We start from the raw sequence: 18,168 nt of genomic DNA on the forward strand, positions 1-18,168 counted from the left end.
ATGTAGATCATCTCTGCTGTTGGCAGGCGATAGTTTAGCCAAGGGCGCAGAACAGGCAATCCAACGGGCGAATAGATGCCGGACTTCACATCAAGTAGGCAAATAGGAGAAAACATGGAAATGGCCGTAGGTTATAACGGCCAGCGGCAAGACCCGCTGAGCGGCACATATCATCTGGGCAATGGCTACCGGGCATATAACCCGGTGCTGATGCGTTTCAATTGTCCAGACAGTTGGAGTCCATTTGGGGCAGGGGGCATCAATCCGTATGCGTACTGCGCAGGCGATCCGATCAATCAGGCAGATCCGTCGGGCCACATGAGCACTGGGCAATGGATCGGTCTTGGTCTTGGGCTGGTGGCCGGCATTGCGCTGAGCATCGCGACGGAGGGGGCGGCGCTGCCGGCGGTGCTCAGCCTGGCAGCCACGGTCACGGGGGACGCCGCCATTGGTGCGGTAGCAGAAAGTGTGGCAGAGGCTGTGGACGGTCAGCGGGTGGACTGGGTTAGCGTGGGGTGGGCGGCCGGGTTGGGAGGAGCCGGTTCGCTGATCGGGTGGGGCGGAGGAAAGATGGCCATCAAGGCAACAGCAGGTCTCCGGACTCGACTGGGCAATCTCATGCATATGGGCTTAAGCGGGCGGGGAGCGTCGGCTGCTGGTGCCGCCATGGCCGAGAACGTCGTTATTCCCACGGCATCGCTGGAAGGAATTCCTCCCGAAGCATTTAATGAAATTGCCTTCCATTTGAATGGAAGGGATCTTCAAGCCCTAGCGGAAACCTCCAGAACCCTTCATGCAAACGTGTTGGGTTATGAGGATCTTCAGTTCACTGGCATAACTCAAATTCGGCCATCTTGGGTGGGGCCAAACACGAGGTTAGTCAGACAGATAAATGGTAGGTTTGGCCTGATACGTATAGAAGAGTTGATGAGAGCAGACCCCATTTTTGCCCCTATTGCTTACTTTCGAGACACTCTACGGTGGGCACAGGCGACCGTTATGGGGAGGGCCCCGTATCGGGCAAGACTAGTGTTAAGTCGGGGGATACCTCATATAGGGCTAAGCGGCGAGGAACAGCTCATACGTTTTCATCCAAGATCGCTATTTCACGCCCGTTTCTTCCCAGAAGGAGCCGAGCTCTCACCAGAGGATAGGTTATGGGATCATGATTATGCGACCTACTTGAATCAACACATGCCTGAACCATCAGAATATCCCGTCCAGTCATGGCGCTCGTCATAGCACTGCCGCCAAACGGTGATTTTGCTCCGGATGCCGTATAGTCAGGCGTCCATTATCCAAGAGCGGTGGTTGATTTCAGTCAGCAACAACGAGAACTCATCGACCATCAGCGGCCCCAAGCCTGCTCTACGCCTCTGACCTTGGCTGCACTGACGGCGGCCTACAATAGCCGAAAGCCGACGCTTGGCACATGCATTCATCACACCGATCATGGATGCCAATGCGTTAGTGCCTTGTATCGCGATGCGTTGGAACAGTTCGGTTTGCTTGGTTCGATGAGCTCGTCGACTAATCCTTATCAGAATGCGCAGGCCGAAAGCTTCATGAAGACGCTCAAGGTCGAAGAGGTCTATCTGGCAGGTTATGAGAAATTCAGCGATGTAGCCGCTAGGTTGCCATACTTTATCGAAGAGATTTACAACGAACGGCGCATGCACTCAGCGCTTGGGTATCAGACACCTAACTAATTCGAAGCACAATACGCTCGGCAAGCGGCTTCATTTCTCGATCAACCTTGGCCTAGCGGTGATGTCGGGTTCATCTCAGTAAATCTATATGCTCCCTCCTGTTCTCCTATTTGCGCCAAGTCTTATTCCGAATGGTTGCGACTACGTTGCAGGATACGGAATTGAAATCCACGGCGAATAGAAACCGAACCTTACATTGAGCAGGAGAAAACATGGAAATGAGAGACGTTTTGTTGGGCTATAACGGCCAACGACGGGATCCGGTGAGCGGTACATATCACCTGGGCAATGGCTACCGGGCATATAACCCGGTGCTGATGCGTTTTAATTGTCCAGACAGTTTGAGTCCGTTTGGAGCTGGAGGGATTAATCCGTATGCGTACTGCGCAGGCGATCCGATCAATCAGGCGGATCCGTCGGGCCACATGAGCACGGGGCAATGGATCGGTCTTGGTCTTGGACTGGTGGCCGGCATTGCGCTGAGCATCGTGACAGACGGGGCGGCGATGCCTGCGGTACTCAGTCTGGCGGCCATGGTCACGGGGGATGCCGCTATTGGTGCGGTAGCAGAAGGCGTGGCAGAGGCGGTGGACGGTCAGCGGGTGGACTGGGCTAGCGTGGGGGGCGGGGCCGGGGTGGGTGTAATTGGTTCGCTGATTGGATGGGGAGGGGCGAGGGGTATTCGAGCAATAGCACGACTCGGGCGGGGGGCAGCACGGGCAGGGCAATCTGCTGGGAGCCCAGTAGTTCACGAAATTGAAATGCAGGTGATTAAGCCTAAACTTACAACATTATTCAGTGGGAGGTATTACCCCGTTGAGAAACGCATTCTGGATTTCCTCGACACCGAGTCTATCCATAACCTTCGTCAAGCATCAGAAGAGACCTTCGGAGAGGCTGCGAGCAGTGCGATGGTGCGCCGGGGGCGCCTAGAAGAAACCGGTGTTCCGCCTGCTGAAATCAAGTATGAGGATTTCGTCAGGCGCTGGTCCAGGTTGTCAGCCAATGAGCTCGAGAGCAAGCTGGCGCATGTTAGGGATCGTGAAAGGCTAATCGTGAATCCCGCATTCAGGTCATGGATGGAGAAAAATTTCCTTGGCCTAGGAAGAAGCCGCCCGGATCGTAGTACTTGTTGGCCAAACATGTTAGAGGTGCATTTTTGTGAGTATGAAATTACAGGTTTTGATTTGCCGTCAGAAGCTATTTATGGCCCCTACCGTCAGCAATTTCTTGGTTTTCTACGGGGATACCGGGAGGATTTTTGGCAAGCTCTGAGACGTTGGGACCGATCGGATAGTGGATTTTGGGTGGGATTCTGACCGATTGATGACTAGCGCCAACGCAAGATGGCGTTGAGTCGGCCATTTGAAGGCATCATCGAGAAAAGGAATACGAAAGATGGAAATAGCAGACGTTCTGTTGGGCTATAACGGCCAGCGGCGCGACCCGGTGAGCGGTACATATCACTTGGGTAATGGCTACCGGGCATATAACCCGGTGCTGATGCGTTTTAATTGTCCAGACAGTTGGAGTCCATTTGGGATTGGAGGCATCAATCCGTATGCGTACTGCGCAGGCGATCCGATCAATCAGGCGGATTCGTCGGGCCACATGAGCACGGGGCAATGGATCGGTCTTGGTCTTGGGCTGGTGGCCGGCATTGTGCTGAGTATCGCGACGGAGGGGGCGGCGCTGCCGGCGGTGCTCAGCCTGGCAGCTACGGTCACGGGGGATGCCGCCATTGGCGCGGCAGCCGAAGGCGTGGCAGAGGCGGTGGACGGTCAGCGGATGGACTGGGCTAGCGTGGGGTGGGCGGCCGGGTTGGGAGGAGCCGGCTCGCTGATCGGGTGGGGCGGAGGAAAGATGGCCATCAGGGCAACAGCAGGTCTCCGGACTCGACTGGGCAATCTCATGCATACGGGGTTGAGCGGCCGGGGGGCGGTCGGAGGTTTAGTCAATCCTCTTGCTTCAGGCCAATTTCGCTTGCCTCACCTGTTAGGTCGTTATGTAAGTGATAATAATGAAGAGCGCCTCGCATATACGTTCATAGACGGAACAGCCCCTAGGATAGACGGGACCAGTGCTGGGGGGCTGCCGCGTCTGAATATCGTGGCTGGAACTGTGCGCAGGGACAATACTTTGCATGCGGTCATAAGTTCTGGCGCGGGAGGCGAGATGAGTGTTGACGCATTCGTCAGACGCGTCCACCAGGATCGACTTGGGCCTACAGCAGGTTATTTTGCTGAATACCGGTTGCTTATGGATCAAGCAGGAATGCCGCATGGTACTACCGCTGCTTTTGCATCAAGGTTTCGCGAAAATCTACGTGCGTCGGCAGAGAATCCCATACGGGTGATCGCTTGTCGCGGAAATGGCGCGTTTGACGATTGCCTGTTGCACTGGTGGTGTAATGGGCACGTACAACGCAACTACCCGGGGGTAGGAATAACTGACCAACATATAGCTACGATTTTAAACGAAGCAGCGGCTGAATTTGCGGATTGGCAAGCCTCTTTTTATGGCTCAACATCAAACGACTGGGCTCGTTTTCCTGGGGCAAGGCCGACTGATTTCAATGGGACAATATAGCTGGACTTGCTCCTGCATGACTGGTCATACAGGAGTAAGTCCAGTTACAGACTGCAGGCAGGGCTGTACGGAGTTGATGATGTAGATTAACTTCTGCCATTGGCAGTCGATAGTTTCGCCAAGGAGTTGGAGCAGGCGAGCCATGGGAGAATAGAGGCCGAGCCTCATCACATCAAGTAGGAGAAAACATGGAAATGACAGACGTTTTGCCTAAAAGCATACAATGTCGGTTCAATGCTACGCTGGCTGGTACGACATAAGTCTAAGGGAGCGAACTTCTGAGTCGATTGTGAACGTTGGCGTCAAATATGTTTGGGCTAATTTTGCTAAAAAATGAGCGCATGCATAGTGGTCCTTTGGCATTGAGGTTGTATGAATGCCAGATCTTATAGGCCATTGCACTGATTTTCAGAAGTCCAGTTCTAGGTATGGTTCAAAATCATATTCCCCATCGCCGGATAGCCCATCTGGACATGGATGCTTTCTTTGCATCGGTGGAATTGCTTACCTATCCAGAATTACGTGGTCGGGCTGTCGTAGTGGGAGGGCGAAACACCGATAGGCCGATAATTCTGGAAGATGGTAATAAGTGCTTTGCACGACTTGGAGATTACGTCGGTAGGGGCGTGGTGACGACGTCAACTTATGAAGCCAGGGAGCTTGGCGTATTTTCTGGCATGGGCCTGATGCGTTCCGCAAAGCTTGCGCCAGACGCTATCATTCTGCCTGCCAATTTTAATGAGTATCGAGAAAAATCGAGGCAATTCAAAGAAGCTGTTGCTTCTATAGCTCCGAAAATTGAGAACCGAGGTATCGATGAAATTTTTATCGATTTAACCGATCTCGAAGAGGAAAGTCAATCGCTTGCTCTTCGTATAAAACGAGCCGTATTCGATGCTACGGGTTTAACCTGCTCAATCGGTATAACGCCGAATAAGTTGTTATCTAAGATTTGCTCAGATCTTGAGAAGCCCGATGGTGTAACCATTCTTCACTTTGAAGATATGAAAGAACGAGTCTGGCCTCTTTCAACAAAAAAAATAAACGGGATTGGACCAAAAGCCTTCGAAAAGCTTAAGAGCTTGGGTATACACACCATTGGTGATTTGTCTAAAGCATCACCGCAACTTTTAATGCGGCATTTTGGTAATACGACTGGCGAATGGCTTAATCGCTCCGCACAAGGTGTTGATGATCGGCCTGTCATATTGGAATCGGAGCCAAAATCAATTAGCCGCGAAAGTACATTTGAGCGAGATCTTCACGCTAAAGTAGACCGCGATAAACTATCTGAAATATTCACCGACTTGTGTATGCGTGTTTCTGAGGATCTCAAACGCAAAGGATACGCATGCAAGACTGTAGGTATTAAATTGCGCTATTCGGATTTTCATTCAGTAACTAGAGACATTACATTATCTCTTCCAGTTACCGACGGAGCGAATATTCGAAAGGCTGCTGGTGAGTGTTTGAAACGAATCCCACTTAATCAAAGAATCCGCTTGCTAGGAGTGCGCGCAAGCGGATTAGTGCGCCTTGCCGACCTCGCTAACCATACTCTGTCGAATCAGGGCGATCTGTTCAGTTGAGGCCTATTCATAACCCATTGCTACATGTATGACGCAATTCCGCCATTGTTATTGCATATTCCAGTGAGCTTGGTCACACAGTTCAGCAAGATGGACATACCGTGTTCAACAACGCGAACGCACACGCTAAACTCGATAGCAAAAGATCAACTTAGCACGCAAGCGCTGCGTCTGAAATCGACCCGAGGGGGAAAGTCACTCCGCCTCATATTGACGAAACTTCGCCTATTTGACCGCCATCACCCGCTGGTCTGTAAATCTCTTTCAGTGAGCACGTACTCCGAGGTATCGTTGAGCCGCTGAACTGCAAGATCAATGAATGCCCGTGCGCGGGCCGGCTGCGAAGACCTGCTGCCGAAATAAACAAAATAGCTTGCGTAGTCCGGCATGTGGCTGACAAGGATGGGAATCAGGTGACCCGATCGGATGTAGGGTGCTGCCGTTACACCAGCGAGCTGTCCGATTACTTTGCCGGCGAGGACTGCTTGTAGTTCAAAGAGCTCGTCGTTGCTGTAGAGCGCTGGTACGACCGGCTGGTCGATCATTTGGTCGCCAAGCTTTACACGCCAGGGAACCACCTTTCCTGTGCTCGGATGCCGATAGGCACTGCAGCGATGTGAAGCAAGGGCTGCCACGGAATCAGGTACTCCATTTTGTTCGAAGTACGCAGGTGAACCGCAGATGGGCATCTGTACCGGGAACAACCGCCGCGCGATGACTCCTTCATGGGGCGAAGGCCCGAGGCGAAAACCCACATCCACCCGATCCTCCACCCAGTTGCCGATCCGGTCATCCAGAAGTACGTCAGGCTGAATTCCTGGGTGCATGTCGCAAAATTCCTCGACCAAGCGCCAAAGAATAGGCTGGAACGTCGTTCGCGGTCCAGTGATGCGAAGGGGACCGGCAAACTCGTCCTTCGCCGATTTCGCCCTTTGAAGTGCTCGCTGCATTCCCAGTACCGACGGCTGGACGTCTTCGAACAGCCGTTGCCCCGCATCCGTCAGCGACATCACTCGCGTGGTGCGATGGAACAAGCGTGCGTCCAGATGAGCCTCCAGCTGGGCCAGCGCCTTACTTGCCGCCTGTGGACTGATGCCTAGCGCCAAAGCCGCTTTGCGAAGGCTGCCCAGCTCTGCCGCCTTGATGAAGGTCGTGATGGACCGGAGCTCGTTGATTGCCATGAGGGCCTCCTATAGCCACAATTATCATCAATTTTATGCCAATTCAGCAACCTGAATGTCACTATTCAGATGCCAGTGTGTCGCCTACACTTCTTTCATTGAATTTGAAATGAGGAGCGATTCATGCAACATGTTGTCCTGAACAATGGTCTTCACATGCCTATCGTTGGCTACGGTGTCTTCCAAATTGCCGACGCCGATGAGTGTCAGCGCAGCGTGGTCGATGCCATCGAATCTGGTTACCGATTGATTGACACCGCCGCTTCGTACATGAACGAAGAAGCCGTCGGCAAAGGACTGCGCTCAAGCGGCATCGCGCGCGACCAACTGTTTGTCACCAGCAAGCTGTGGGTCCAGGAAACCGGTTACGAGCGCACGCAGCAGGCCATTGAGAAGTCTCTGCGGCGATTGCAAGTCGATTACCTCGACCTGTACCTGATCCACCAGCCGTTCGGTGACGTCCACGGGTCGTGGCGCGCGATGGAAGATGCTTATCGCGCCGGCAAGCTGCGCGCCATCGGTGTCAGCAATTTCCATCCGGACCGCCTGATGGATATCAAAGCGTTCAACGAAATTGCGCCGGCGGTCAACCAAGTCGAGGTCAACCCGTTCCAGCAGCAGCTGGAAGCGGCCCCGTTCATGGCTGAAATCGGAGTACAGGCTGAAGCGTGGGCTCCGTTCGCGGAGGGCCGCAACGGTCTCTTCGAAAACGAAGCGTTGGTAGGTATCGCTGCGCGGCACGGAAAGTCGGTCGGTCAAGTGGTGCTGCGCTGGCTCGTGCAACGAGGGATCGTCGCTCTTGCCAAGTCAGTGCGCAAGGAACGTATGGCCGAAAACATCGCCATCTTCGATTTCGCGCTCGACGAGGCCGATATGACTCGCATCGCAACGCTCGACACCAACACAAGCAGCTTCTTCTCGCATCGCGATCCTTCCATTGTCAAATGGATGTCCGAGCGCAAGCTCGACATCTGAGTGACGACATGAACGTCGCTCTGCCAAGGTCTCATCGTGCCGTACCGTAACCGGCAGGCTCAAAAGCAAAAGGCTCTCTCATGAAATCACTCCTTTGCATCGCCCTGACTGGAGCGGCAGCCGCTGCCGACGCGCAGTCCATCGGTACCGCCGCGGTTGCTCCGGTTGTCGAGGTACGTTCGGCGTCAGTTCAGCCCGTCGCTACGGGAGCGGCCGATACCTTTACCGGGAGTGTGCGCATCAGCTCGCCCTTCCAGGCATTGGAGCCAGGCAAGACTGCAGGCGCCACGGTGACCTTCGAGCCCCGCGCCAGAACGGCTTGGCACAGCCACCCTCTGGGACAGACCCTGATCGTCACGGCCGGAGAGGGTCTGGTTCAGCAAAAGGGGCAGCTGGCACAGGTGATCCGCCCCGGCGACGTTGTCACCATTCCCGCGAACGTGCTCCACTGGCATGGTGCCGGCCCCAACGGCTCAATGACGCATGTTGCTATCGCGGAAAAGGAAAACGGTATCTCGGTGACTTGGCAAGACAAGGTCACCGATCAAGAGTATCTGGCCGCCGTGAGCAGTGCGGACCCCGGTCCCACTGTAGGTGCAAAATCCCATGCGTACCCCTCATCCGAAACCTTGTCGCCCCGGCAGCGTGCCATTCCGCTCATTGCAGCCTTCGTGGCGAGCAGTGATATGCCCAGACTGAACTTCGCGCTGAATCAAGGGCTCGATGCCGGCTTGACCGTCAGCGAGGCCAAGGAGATTTTGGTGCAGCTCTATGCCTACGCAGGCTTCCCAAGAAGTCTTAATGCACTCGGTGAACTGCTGGCGGTAGTCGAAGTACGCAAGCAGCGTGGGATCAAGGATGCCCAAGGGCGTGAGCCCAGCAGAAAGGTTGCCACAGGCGAGGAGCTGGTGACGGTGGGCAGAGCGAACCAGACGGAGATTTCCGGTGGACCGGTACAAGGAGCTGTGTTCGACTTCGCACCTCCCATCAATCAGTTCCTGCAGGCTCATCTGTTCGGCGACATTTTCGAGCGCGACAACCTCGATTGGCAGAGCCGCGAACTGGCGACCGTGGGCGCACTCGCAGCAACCCCAGGGGCAGAGGCACAGTTACGCTCCCACATGCGGGCAAGCCTGCGCGTGGGCTTGACCGCCGCGCAGTTGGGCCAGCTGACGCGAGCTCTGGCCGAGGAGGTCAGCCCCGAAGTTGCCGCTCGTGCGAACGAAGCGCTCACACAAGTCCTGGCCGCTGCATCGAAAGGCTAAGCATGAACATCAATCGAACCCTGATGACTACCGTCATCGCCATGACAACTTTCGTCACTGGCTGCGCGATCCAGCCCAACAGTTCCGGAAACGCCTCCGCCCCTCTGGTGATCCAAGCGCAAGGTAGCTTCGCTGTCGGAGGCGCCGTGTTAAAGGCTCCTGGCAACTACGACAACAACAAACCGACGACTGCGGGGCAGAGCTTCCATGGTGACCACCTGTACGCCTTCTATCAGGTGCCGCTGCACCCCAAGCCCTTGCCCATCGTTATGCTGCATGGCGCCTTCCAGTCGGCGCGCAGTTGGGAAACCACTTCGGACGGCCGGGAGGGTTTTCAGACTTTGTTCCTGCGCCGCGGCTTCCCAGTCTATTTGGTCGACCAACCGCGCCGTGGTCGTGCCGGCAATAGCACCGTTGCGGCATCAGTCGCTCCAGCACCGAACGACCAGCTGTTCTTTGACCAGTTTCGCATCGGAAAATGGCCGCGATACTTCGATAATGTGCAATTCGACCGCAAGCCGGAGACGCTGGACCAGTTCTTCCGCTCGGTTACGCCCAACACCGGCCCTTACGATGCCGACGTGATTTCGGACGCCATGGCAGCGCTGTTCACGAAGACCGGACCAGCAATCCTCTTTACGCACTCGCAGGGTGGAGGCCCAGGGTGGCTGACAGCCATCAAGACACCCAACGTCAAGGCCATCATCGCATTCGAGCCTGGCAGCGGCTTCATCTTCCCGCAGGGAGAACTTCCACCTGCAATGCCCAGTACAGCAGGCCCCTTGGCGCCGGAAGCTGTGTCGACAGAAGACTTCGAGAAGCTGACTCGAATCCCTATCGCCATCTACTACGGCGACAACTTCCCGACAGAGCCAACTGCCGAGCGAGGCCAAGACAACTGGCGCGTGCGACTTGCCATGGCCCGCATCTGGGTGGATGCGGTTAACAAGCATGGCGGCGACGCCCGGCTGGTGCATCTTCCCGAGTTGGGTATCCACGGAAACACGCACTTCATCATGTCCGACCTGAACAATGTGCAGATCGCCGACCTGGTGTCCTCCTTCCTCATCCAAAAGAAGCTCGATTGAGCTCTTATACCTGGACGCTCTTTTGCGGTCCGTGTCCTAGAAAATCGGATTCCACATGACCCACAACACCATCGACGTGAAGCGCCGCGAGTTCCTCGGAAGCTCCACGCTCGCTATTTCCGCAATAACCCTTGGAGTGCCACTGATGACCCTTGCAACCCCCGCGGCTGCAGCCGACTATAGAAAGAACCCCTTTACATTGGTGTACGGTGATGCAATCACCGCCAATGTGCCGGGCGCAGTCAACATCCATCCTGTGAAGTACCAGCTCAATGGCCTGGACATCGTAGCCAACGTCTACACGCCGGCGAACTTCGACCCGGCGAAGAAGTACCCCGCGGTCGTCGTTGCTCATCCCAATGGCGGGGTAAAGGAACAAACCGCCGGCCTATACGCGCAGCGCCTGGCGGAACTGGGCTATATCGCGATTGCAGCCGATGCAGCATTCCAGGGAGGCAGTGGCGGACTGCCGCGCTCCGTGGACACACCCACGAACCGCATTGAGGATATTCACGGGATGGCAGACTTCATCACCGCTTATCCTGGCGTGGACGCGGAACGCCTCGGCTTGCTCGGCATCTGCGGCGGCGGAGGCTATTCGCTGGCTGCTGCCAAAACCGATAAGCGCTTCAAGGCGGTGGCAACACTGAGCATGTTCAATTCAGGTCGCGTCCGACGCAACGGATTTGCCGACTCGCAGCTCACTACGATCCAGCAGCGTCTGAAGCAAGCTTCGGATGCAAGGACCCAGCAGATGGCCGGCGGCAAGATTCTCTATTCCGGTGATGCGGACATGACAGACGCGCAAATAGCAGCGTTGCCGTTCGAGATGTATCGGCAGGGCTATGAATACTACTGGCGCACTCACGCGCATCCCAACTCGACCTTCAAGTACACAACGAGCAGCCTGCTCGACTTGATGCGATGGGATGCCACAGATCAGATCGCGCTGATCGAACAACCACTGCTGATGATGGCTGGCAGCAAGGCCGATAGCCTCTACATGACGGAAGAGGCGTTCGCCAAAGCGATTGGTGCCAAGGACAAGGAACTATTCAAGATCGAAGGCGCCACTCACATCGAGACCTACTGGGTGCCCAAGTACGTGGAGACTGCGGTAGCCAAACTTACGCCGTTCTACGGCAAGAACCTATGAAGTCTTGGTAAGGAACTCAGGGCAAGAATCGCGTAAAGAGTTCGATTTGGGATCCAGTGACATCCACCGCAGCCCCCTTGCGATGAATTGTCAAAAGGGAGGTTTGTCAGCCTCTTAGCTTCTTGCTCGACTAGGTGACCAATTTAATCCAGTTTGAGTGTCCAGCTCAGACCGGATTAAGTGTCCAAAATCTACTGTCGCCTGCAGTTATCGATGATTCCAGGATTATGCAAAATCGGTCACGTTCGCCCGGAATGGGCGGTCACTCTGAATCAGAGTGACCGCAATTTATGCAAAAAACTCACTAGCGTAAATAAGTAATTCGGCGCGACGAACGTGGCCAGCAGACGTACAAAAAGAGTGTTAAAAATTTGAGGTTCGTTTTTTCATCAACTTTCGTAGATCGCATCGGGTGTTCAGAAACCAGTCTAACTCATCCATTTTTTGAGCTCTGAATTTCTCAAGTTCATCCTCTAGTACAGAACATTTTGCGTTCAGATCTGCGATTTTTTTTACCAATATATTACGTGGGGCGCTAGAGTATTTCAATTTTGCCGTTCCAGCTGTCTGCCGCTGGAGTCCTTTAGCTGTCGAGAAGGCTTCTGCAATCAGTTTACGCCCCTCCCATTCCTTCTGACTAAGCATCTGCCGCGTAAATTTGTGTTTACAGAGATGTTCTGTATGAGCAATTACATTTTTCCAGGTGATCGGGTCATCATTGTCTGGCATCCGCTCGATTATTTTGCATATGCGCTTGGCGAGGGTCTTAGTCAATATTTCTTTGCGCCCAACTGTTTGTGAAGGTTTTATGTCAGTCGTTGTTGACGCTGTCGTCATCTTCATCTCCGTTATTGAGTTTAGAACGCTCGTCGTGAAGCGGGGCTGCAGTAGGGGCGAACTGCGGGTACTTTGAAATAAGCCATTTTTCAGTCTCGGCGATCTTTTCGCGACCACCATTTGCTTGTATTGCCATTTCAAGTCCAGGTGTTGCATTGTAGGAGGGATTGTTATATCGGATTAAGGCTCCAGACGGTACAAATTCGTCATCAAAGATCTTTACAAATCCCCTTGTTACGAATGCCTCTTCTAATCTCTTGGCAAGCAACTTATCTTTGAGTAGATCGCGTAACGCATGAAAATCATCAATAAGTGAATCTGCTAGCTCATCTGTGCTCAGGCCCTTTTCTGCCAAGAGTAGAATGTGGTTTGCGAATGCATCCGGCTCGTCGGCAATCTGGCGGTTGTGTTCGCGAATGAGACGTTCGAGTTGGACTGCGACAGACTTCTGAATCATTATTGCGCGTTTGCGCAAGCGTTCATTAGTTGGGAGGTGCCCCTTCGTCACGATGTTGTTATTGCAAGGTGCACATGAGTCGTAATTTGTGCAGGCGATCTCGTGATGTTGATGAAGGCATATGCCGTACCATTGTGGATACAAAATAATGATCTGTTCGCTTACGCGAGCAATGGGGCGATCTTCTATGGCAGTCATCACTCGTTCCATGCTGGTCACGCTGATATTTGCATCTGCTGCCGTGATGAATTCTGAATGCGTGGAATAGCGCTCTGCCAGTTTCTTTGTTTTCTCAATTCCTCGCGATAAATCTTCCAATTCGGTTGGATTCGGCATGCTACCGAATGAGGCCAATTCGCTTTCGGTACGTCCGTCGTAAGAGCGGATTTGCGACATAGATGACCGATTTGCCCATTTATTGAGAATGGCATCGGAAAGCCCTTCACCATGGATGAGGGCTTGAGTGGTCAGCCATCGCCGAGGATCATGTGCATCTAGTTCCGCGTATTGACTCACACCATTCACTGGCATGGTGATGCCTAATTTTTTGAATACGGTTTCCTTGAGGCGTCGCCGAATCGTCCTGTAGTCCAATGCCCAGGGGATGCAGGGCATGTCTTCTCTATCGCACAACACTAGCATGTGAGATAACTTTCCTTTATAGGTAACAAAACGGGAGAACTCCCTGCATTTTTTCAGTGCTCTATGTACTTGCTGGAGGAGATCCTTTTCAGCAACTTCAAATGGAATGAAGTTAATCTCCTTCATGCATGTAGGTCGACCGACCTTGTTATGCGTGCGTGGATTTTGGCGGCGGACCACGTGGGTTTTATTTCGCTCGAATATCAAATGTGGTGAGTGGCTAGCTTTATCTTCCCGATTGAAGATGATCATGCTCAAATCGGTGACAGAAATAAGTGTACCTCTAAGGTGTTCTAAATTCTGAGGTAGATAAAGTTTGTTTGGATTAGCTTCATACCATTCGACTAGCATCCGAGAATTCTTACCACATTCAATAATCAGTCTGGTTGAATAGTTGAAGACATCTATCATGAAAGAGAGACCTGGTTTGGGACCCCATTGGGTACCTTTAGATCCTTTCATGTTGATCAATAGCAGCTGATGAACGAGATCGAGGTCTTGGCCAGCCTCGTCGGTGCTTCGTTGGGTGTAGTCTTCGAGCACTATATGATCGTGAATTGAGGAGCATCCAAGTTCGTTTATTCTGCTAGGAGCGCACAGGAGTCGCATACAGGCAGCAACAGCAATACGCTCTGAGTTAGATAATCGGCTGTCGTTGTTCACAACGGCGTTGAATGCATCGTTCAATGCTTCAAATTTCCGATCAATATTTTCGAACCTCTCCTTTTTTGACTTTTTATTATATTCAGAGAAGATCTTATTCAGATGAGATCTTGTGGCAGTACGAAGGCGATACCCTAAAGAAGGCATTACGCCACGTTCGCCAAGTAATGTTATTTGTCTCTGCAGGGTATAGAGGGCGCTCTGTAATGGGGATGCTTTTATTGGGTCGGCAAGTGCATCTTCTATAAACATGTCTTCCAGGCGCCATATGTCTGCGAGATTGATCTCCCAAATAGCATTTGAATTACATCTATTTAAGTAGCGAAAAGTTCGGATATATTTTTCGATGTGATTTTTACTGGCCAATAATTCTTCCGTGGCAAGGCAGCGAATTACCTTTTCAAATGATTTATCTTTCCCCGAAAAATCTGAGAGGGGAGTGGAGAAATGAAAGTCCGGGAAATTTTCGCTAAACGTGCTACGTAGATGCCAGATATCAGAATCGAAGATAAGGCTTGGGAGGCGAAGAGTAAGACGTCGCTTGCATTCATGTTCCCACTCCTCAAGTTTTTCTGAGTAATGGCGAAATGATATGGAATTGGCGGCTATATCCATAATTTTCAACTCCGCGATTGTGTATCTAAGAATCGATCGCAGACAGCGATGATTAACATGATGCGGATCTTGATTCGCTCTGCTTTTTCCACCATTACCTGGTAGGGTGTTCCCATTTTTTTGTAATCACTGATTTCCAGTTCGATTACTTTCAGGTTCAAGCTGTGGTCGACGTCAAAGCAGGGGATGAATTTGTCGCAATCGTAGCAAGTGAATGGCGCAAATTGGCACTTTAACGTTCGTCCACATTCCCCCGTGAGAATGGTCTCCCCAGTGTCCACATCGTCCGAGTATATGGCCTTGTCTACTGCCACTGGGACATTTTTAGAACGCATTTTTATGACAGACGGAAGATGCTGCTCAAAGGACGGTTTGATAGATTGTCCTAACTTTTCGTCCCAACCGTGAAATGTAATATCGACATAGATCCTAGCTGTCGAGTCAGTAACATGTTTTAATACTGCCATTATCGAAGTTGCCGAGCAGCCTAGTTTTGCCATGCGGGTGCCAATTGTATGGCGTAGCCTTCGTGCATTAATTTTGATGTCTGTAGCAAGCTTCTTGTTTATTGGCTTGCCATAGGAGCTGACAAACGAACTGGACGTCTCTAATTGCCCGTAATGGGTGTTCGGATATGCGTGGAACCATCCTATACCGTCCGTCACCATTTTTTGGGCAGGGAAGAGTGCTAACTTTCCTATGTCTTCGGAAGATACAATGTTCCCAAACTTTGCAATAACTGCTTGTCTTTGTTTTTGCAGCAAACTCCATACGTTTTCGCTAACTCGATAGGTTATTTTTTGAGGTTTATTAACTCCGCTTTTCACCGGGCAAATTCGCACAAAATAGTCTTTGGTTGTGGTACTGCTTTCCAAATCTGAAATGAGGATTTGTCGGTAGCTTTCTGGGCGCAAATACAAAGAAAAGGCAAGCCACATGTGGCTGTATAGGCCAATATCTATTTCACCGGTTTCGTACAGGTCATTGCACTTTTTCAGTACATCTATGCACTGATTTGTCGACAATGAAGATTTGAGAACACGGTCTACTTGGCGGCCAAAATTTCCCTTCTTGTGTGTTTTAATCGGGAAGTGATCAATAATAATTTCTCGCGCGAATAATGGCGAGTGTGGATAAGTTCTGAAAAAGTTTCGCAAGCTATCGGTTGCGACGTGGGACATATCATCGGTAATTGATGCGAGAACTAAAAGAAAGTCACGGTCAATTTCTTTTTGGTGATGAGGCAAGTTTCCTGTTGCCGCCACCTTTGAAAACAAAGAGGAGATATTCCGATGGTAGGTGCTGAGCGTGGTAAGGACGATCCTGTAGCTTGCTTCAATGAGGATGTCTTTGTACGCAAGAAGGAAGTCATATGAATAGTGACCCTCCAATGACGTGAGGTCGACATCGTAGATTCTCGTAAAACGCGCATCCTCTGCACCGCATTCTTGAGAGATCGTGAATACTAATGGTCGGTCATCATCCCATTGGAAAGTCATTAGCCCGGCAGTTAAGTAAGTCATTTCTTGCTCCTACTTTCTACTCCTTTAAATAACTCCTCGCTAAAGTTTACTAAATCAATATTCGCCTGATCGCTGAGGGCACGGGCAGCATATCGAAGCGGTTGAGTGCTTCCCGCGGTCCATCCAAAGCGAATTCGCATCATGTCTAATACGCTTTCATCTGTCCCCTTGGACTCCAAGAAAAAGCTGGCCGCGGAATGGCGTAATACATATGCGTTGAAGTGATAATGTCGCCTTTTCCATAGCGTGCGATCATCTGTTGCATCGAGTAATCCACGTAGTTTCAAGCGCTCTCCCAACTCACTGAACAATGTAGTGATTACCGAGCGATGCTTAATCGGCGAACCATTCTGGCTCAGAAAAAGGAATCCACGGCTATTATTGTTAAGTCGTTTTAGCTGAATGTCGTTACGTTCGGTGTCCAAATATTCTTGAATCGCGAATGCTGTGAACGGCCAGAGTGTTATGGTTGTTTCACTCGCGCTGTTCACCTTGGTGCTATCGCCAAGTTTAAGTACGGGTGTTGATGAACTTACAAAATCTCTGCGATCGCGATGATCTTCGACTCGCAAACGATTGCCTTTGAAATCGAAATCTGATCGAAGAATATTTCCAATAGCTCCTGGACGAAGACACTCACATGCAAGCAGTGCGATAGCTCTGTCACGAAGTATTGTTCTTGATAATCTCCCTGATTTTGTAAGAAAAAACTCTTCAGGCCACACAAAAATAGCCCGAATTATTTCCATAAATTTATTGATAGGTAGGCTTTGAATATCGTGATGGTGGCCCTGTTTCGATCCACGAATTGCGCGCTTGATGCGATGTGCTGCTGCATTAAACTCGTGTCGAGTATTGGCGCGTAGATCAGGGGCAATGAGATTGGGAGCCAGGAACACATCGTGGTAGAAGTGAATATAGTGCGCTATGTACCATAGGCGCGTTTTTGCGGTATTCGGCGATACTGCATGGGGCATCTTCTCGGGACGTTTTCCAGCGCGCGCACTTGTGAGTGACACGATCTTGGAGTCACTCGCTAATTCAATCTCAGGGAGAGGCCTAAAGCAAAGCCCTATTAGTCTGGCTATCTCGTCAAGGGTTAAGCAACGCCCTTCTACAGCACGAGCGGCTAGCTCTATGTTGTGAACAGAGCAGAAACGGTAAAAGATTCTGAGAGCTTGACTTGCGGAATCAACAGAATGGGCATTGTTATGCTCATTGGTCAGAAATTTACTGAAGGGGTAGTGGATCGTTCCGTCGTCATGCAGAAGATATGCATTGCGGGATCCATATATCTTGCGCATCGCTTACCTCGACAGAAGAGATGTTAGGACTCTTCCATCTATAGTTTGCGTTGTTGGTAAATTCAAGAAGATAAAGTACTTTTTTTATTTTTTCTCTTTTTTCTTTCCAGGTTGAATGAGCGATTCAGTATAAAAATACATTCCCCCTATAAATACGCCATAAGATCTCGTCGATGCCGCGGTCTTCAATCAACGGGGCAATGCCTGCAACGGCTTTCTTGAACAGGCGCGAATAGTGCCGGTACGAGTCGAAATCCACCGGCAGCAGAATGGCGTCGGGCGCCAGTTGCGCCGCCTTCATCATGCCCATCGCCGAGAACACTCCCAGGGCGCGCGCCTCGTAGGTTGACGTCGTGATGACGCCGCGGCCGACATAGTCGCGCAGCTTCGCGAAGTCGCGCATGCCGTCTTCGCGCATGACCGGTTGGTGCACCGAACGGCCGCCGATGACGACCGCCTGGCCGCGCAACTCCGGATAGCGCAGCAATTCAACCGATGCGTAGAACGCATCCATGTCAAGGTGCGCGATGCGGCGAATGGCGGAGTTCATGGGGCGGAGAGCGTGGGCGATCGAA

14 protein-coding genes and 1 pseudogene are annotated in these 18,168 nt (G+C 51.9%); 9 read left to right on the plus strand and 6 right to left on the minus strand.

What is annotated here, in order from left to right:
- Nucleotides 1-114: 114 nt before the first annotated feature.
- The 5 genes from PMI16_RS10590 (at nucleotide 115) to dinB (ending at nucleotide 5,887) form a co-directional block, all read left to right on the plus strand.
- Nucleotides 115-1,242, plus strand: a complete 1,128-nt coding sequence (locus PMI16_RS10590; RefSeq protein ID WP_007879285.1) for an RHS repeat-associated core domain-containing protein — start codon at nucleotides 115-117, stop codon at nucleotides 1,240-1,242.
- A gap of 140 nt (nucleotides 1,243-1,382) precedes the next feature.
- Nucleotides 1,383-1,709, plus strand: a complete 327-nt coding sequence (locus tag PMI16_RS25275) for an integrase core domain-containing protein (protein ID WP_237719844.1) — start codon at nucleotides 1,383-1,385, stop codon at nucleotides 1,707-1,709.
- A 212-nt stretch (nucleotides 1,710-1,921) separates the two neighbouring features.
- Complete coding sequence (locus PMI16_RS10600) at nucleotides 1,922-3,028, plus strand: RHS repeat-associated core domain-containing protein (protein WP_007879289.1); 1,107 nt, start codon at nucleotides 1,922-1,924, stop codon at nucleotides 3,026-3,028.
- A 79-nt stretch (nucleotides 3,029-3,107) separates the two neighbouring features.
- Entirely contained in the window at nucleotides 3,108-4,298 is a 1,191-nt protein-coding gene (locus tag PMI16_RS25005) for an RHS repeat-associated core domain-containing protein (RefSeq protein WP_007879299.1), read from the plus strand.
- Between the two features lie 428 nt (nucleotides 4,299-4,726).
- Nucleotides 4,727-5,887 (plus strand): DNA polymerase IV, encoded by a 1,161-nt coding sequence (gene dinB, locus PMI16_RS25280; protein ID WP_007879301.1) that lies wholly within the window; start codon nucleotides 4,727-4,729, stop codon nucleotides 5,885-5,887.
- A 239-nt stretch (nucleotides 5,888-6,126) separates the two neighbouring features.
- On the opposite strand, the gene PMI16_RS10610 is transcribed toward dinB, so the two are convergent.
- Nucleotides 6,127-7,068 (minus strand): LysR family transcriptional regulator, encoded by a 942-nt coding sequence (locus tag PMI16_RS10610; protein ID WP_007879303.1) that lies wholly within the window; start codon nucleotides 7,066-7,068, stop codon nucleotides 6,127-6,129.
- Between the two features lie 123 nt (nucleotides 7,069-7,191).
- Here PMI16_RS10610 and PMI16_RS10615 point away from each other — a divergent pair, with 123 nt between their 5' ends.
- The 4 genes from PMI16_RS10615 to PMI16_RS10630 all read left to right on the plus strand — a co-directional run bounded on the left by PMI16_RS10615 (nucleotide 7,192) and on the right by PMI16_RS10630 (nucleotide 11,552).
- Nucleotides 7,192-8,043, plus strand: coding sequence for an aldo/keto reductase (locus PMI16_RS10615; protein ID WP_007879305.1), 852 nt, complete (start codon nucleotides 7,192-7,194; stop codon nucleotides 8,041-8,043).
- 80 nt (nucleotides 8,044-8,123) lie between these two features.
- Nucleotides 8,124-9,308 carry a (R)-mandelonitrile lyase gene (locus tag PMI16_RS10620; protein ID WP_007879311.1) on the plus strand — a complete coding sequence of 395 codons (1,185 nt, stop codon included), beginning with the start codon at nucleotides 8,124-8,126 and terminating at the stop codon, nucleotides 9,306-9,308.
- A 2-nt stretch (nucleotides 9,309-9,310) separates the two neighbouring features.
- Nucleotides 9,311-10,396 (plus strand): alpha/beta hydrolase, encoded by a 1,086-nt coding sequence (locus tag PMI16_RS10625; protein WP_007879312.1) that lies wholly within the window; start codon nucleotides 9,311-9,313, stop codon nucleotides 10,394-10,396.
- A 55-nt stretch (nucleotides 10,397-10,451) separates the two neighbouring features.
- Nucleotides 10,452-11,552 carry an alpha/beta hydrolase gene (locus PMI16_RS10630; RefSeq protein WP_007879313.1) on the plus strand — a complete coding sequence of 367 codons (1,101 nt, stop codon included), beginning with the start codon at nucleotides 10,452-10,454 and terminating at the stop codon, nucleotides 11,550-11,552.
- A gap of 363 nt (nucleotides 11,553-11,915) precedes the next feature.
- On the opposite strand, the gene PMI16_RS10635 is transcribed toward PMI16_RS10630, so the two are convergent.
- From PMI16_RS10635 to PMI16_RS10655, 5 genes and pseudogenes are all read right to left on the minus strand, one after another.
- Complete coding sequence (locus PMI16_RS10635) at nucleotides 11,916-12,389, minus strand: hypothetical protein (RefSeq protein ID WP_157212603.1); 474 nt, start codon at nucleotides 12,387-12,389, stop codon at nucleotides 11,916-11,918.
- On the minus strand, nucleotides 12,364-14,766 hold the full coding sequence (locus tag PMI16_RS25870; protein WP_007879314.1) for a hypothetical protein: 2,403 nt from the start codon (nucleotides 14,764-14,766) through the stop codon (nucleotides 12,364-12,366). The genes PMI16_RS10635 and PMI16_RS25870 overlap by 26 nt, the downstream gene beginning before the upstream one ends.
- A 5-nt stretch (nucleotides 14,767-14,771) precedes the next feature.
- Entirely contained in the window at nucleotides 14,772-16,289 is a 1,518-nt protein-coding gene (locus tag PMI16_RS10645) for a site-specific integrase (protein WP_007879315.1), read from the minus strand.
- The gene (locus PMI16_RS25285) at nucleotides 16,286-17,593 is read right to left on the minus strand and encodes a site-specific integrase (RefSeq protein WP_007879316.1); all 1,308 of its coding nucleotides are present in this window, start codon (nucleotides 17,591-17,593) and stop codon (nucleotides 16,286-16,288) included. The genes PMI16_RS10645 and PMI16_RS25285 overlap by 4 nt, the downstream gene beginning before the upstream one ends.
- Before the next feature lie 163 nt (nucleotides 17,594-17,756).
- Nucleotides 17,757-18,143: pseudogene (locus PMI16_RS10655) on the minus strand (DNA polymerase Y family protein); the annotation flags it as partial.
- Nucleotides 18,144-18,168: the final 25 nt, after the last annotated feature.

The sequence above is a fragment of the Herbaspirillum sp. CF444 genome (genome assembly GCF_000282135.1).
Classification (GTDB): domain Bacteria; phylum Pseudomonadota; class Gammaproteobacteria; order Burkholderiales; family Burkholderiaceae_D; genus Herbaspirillum.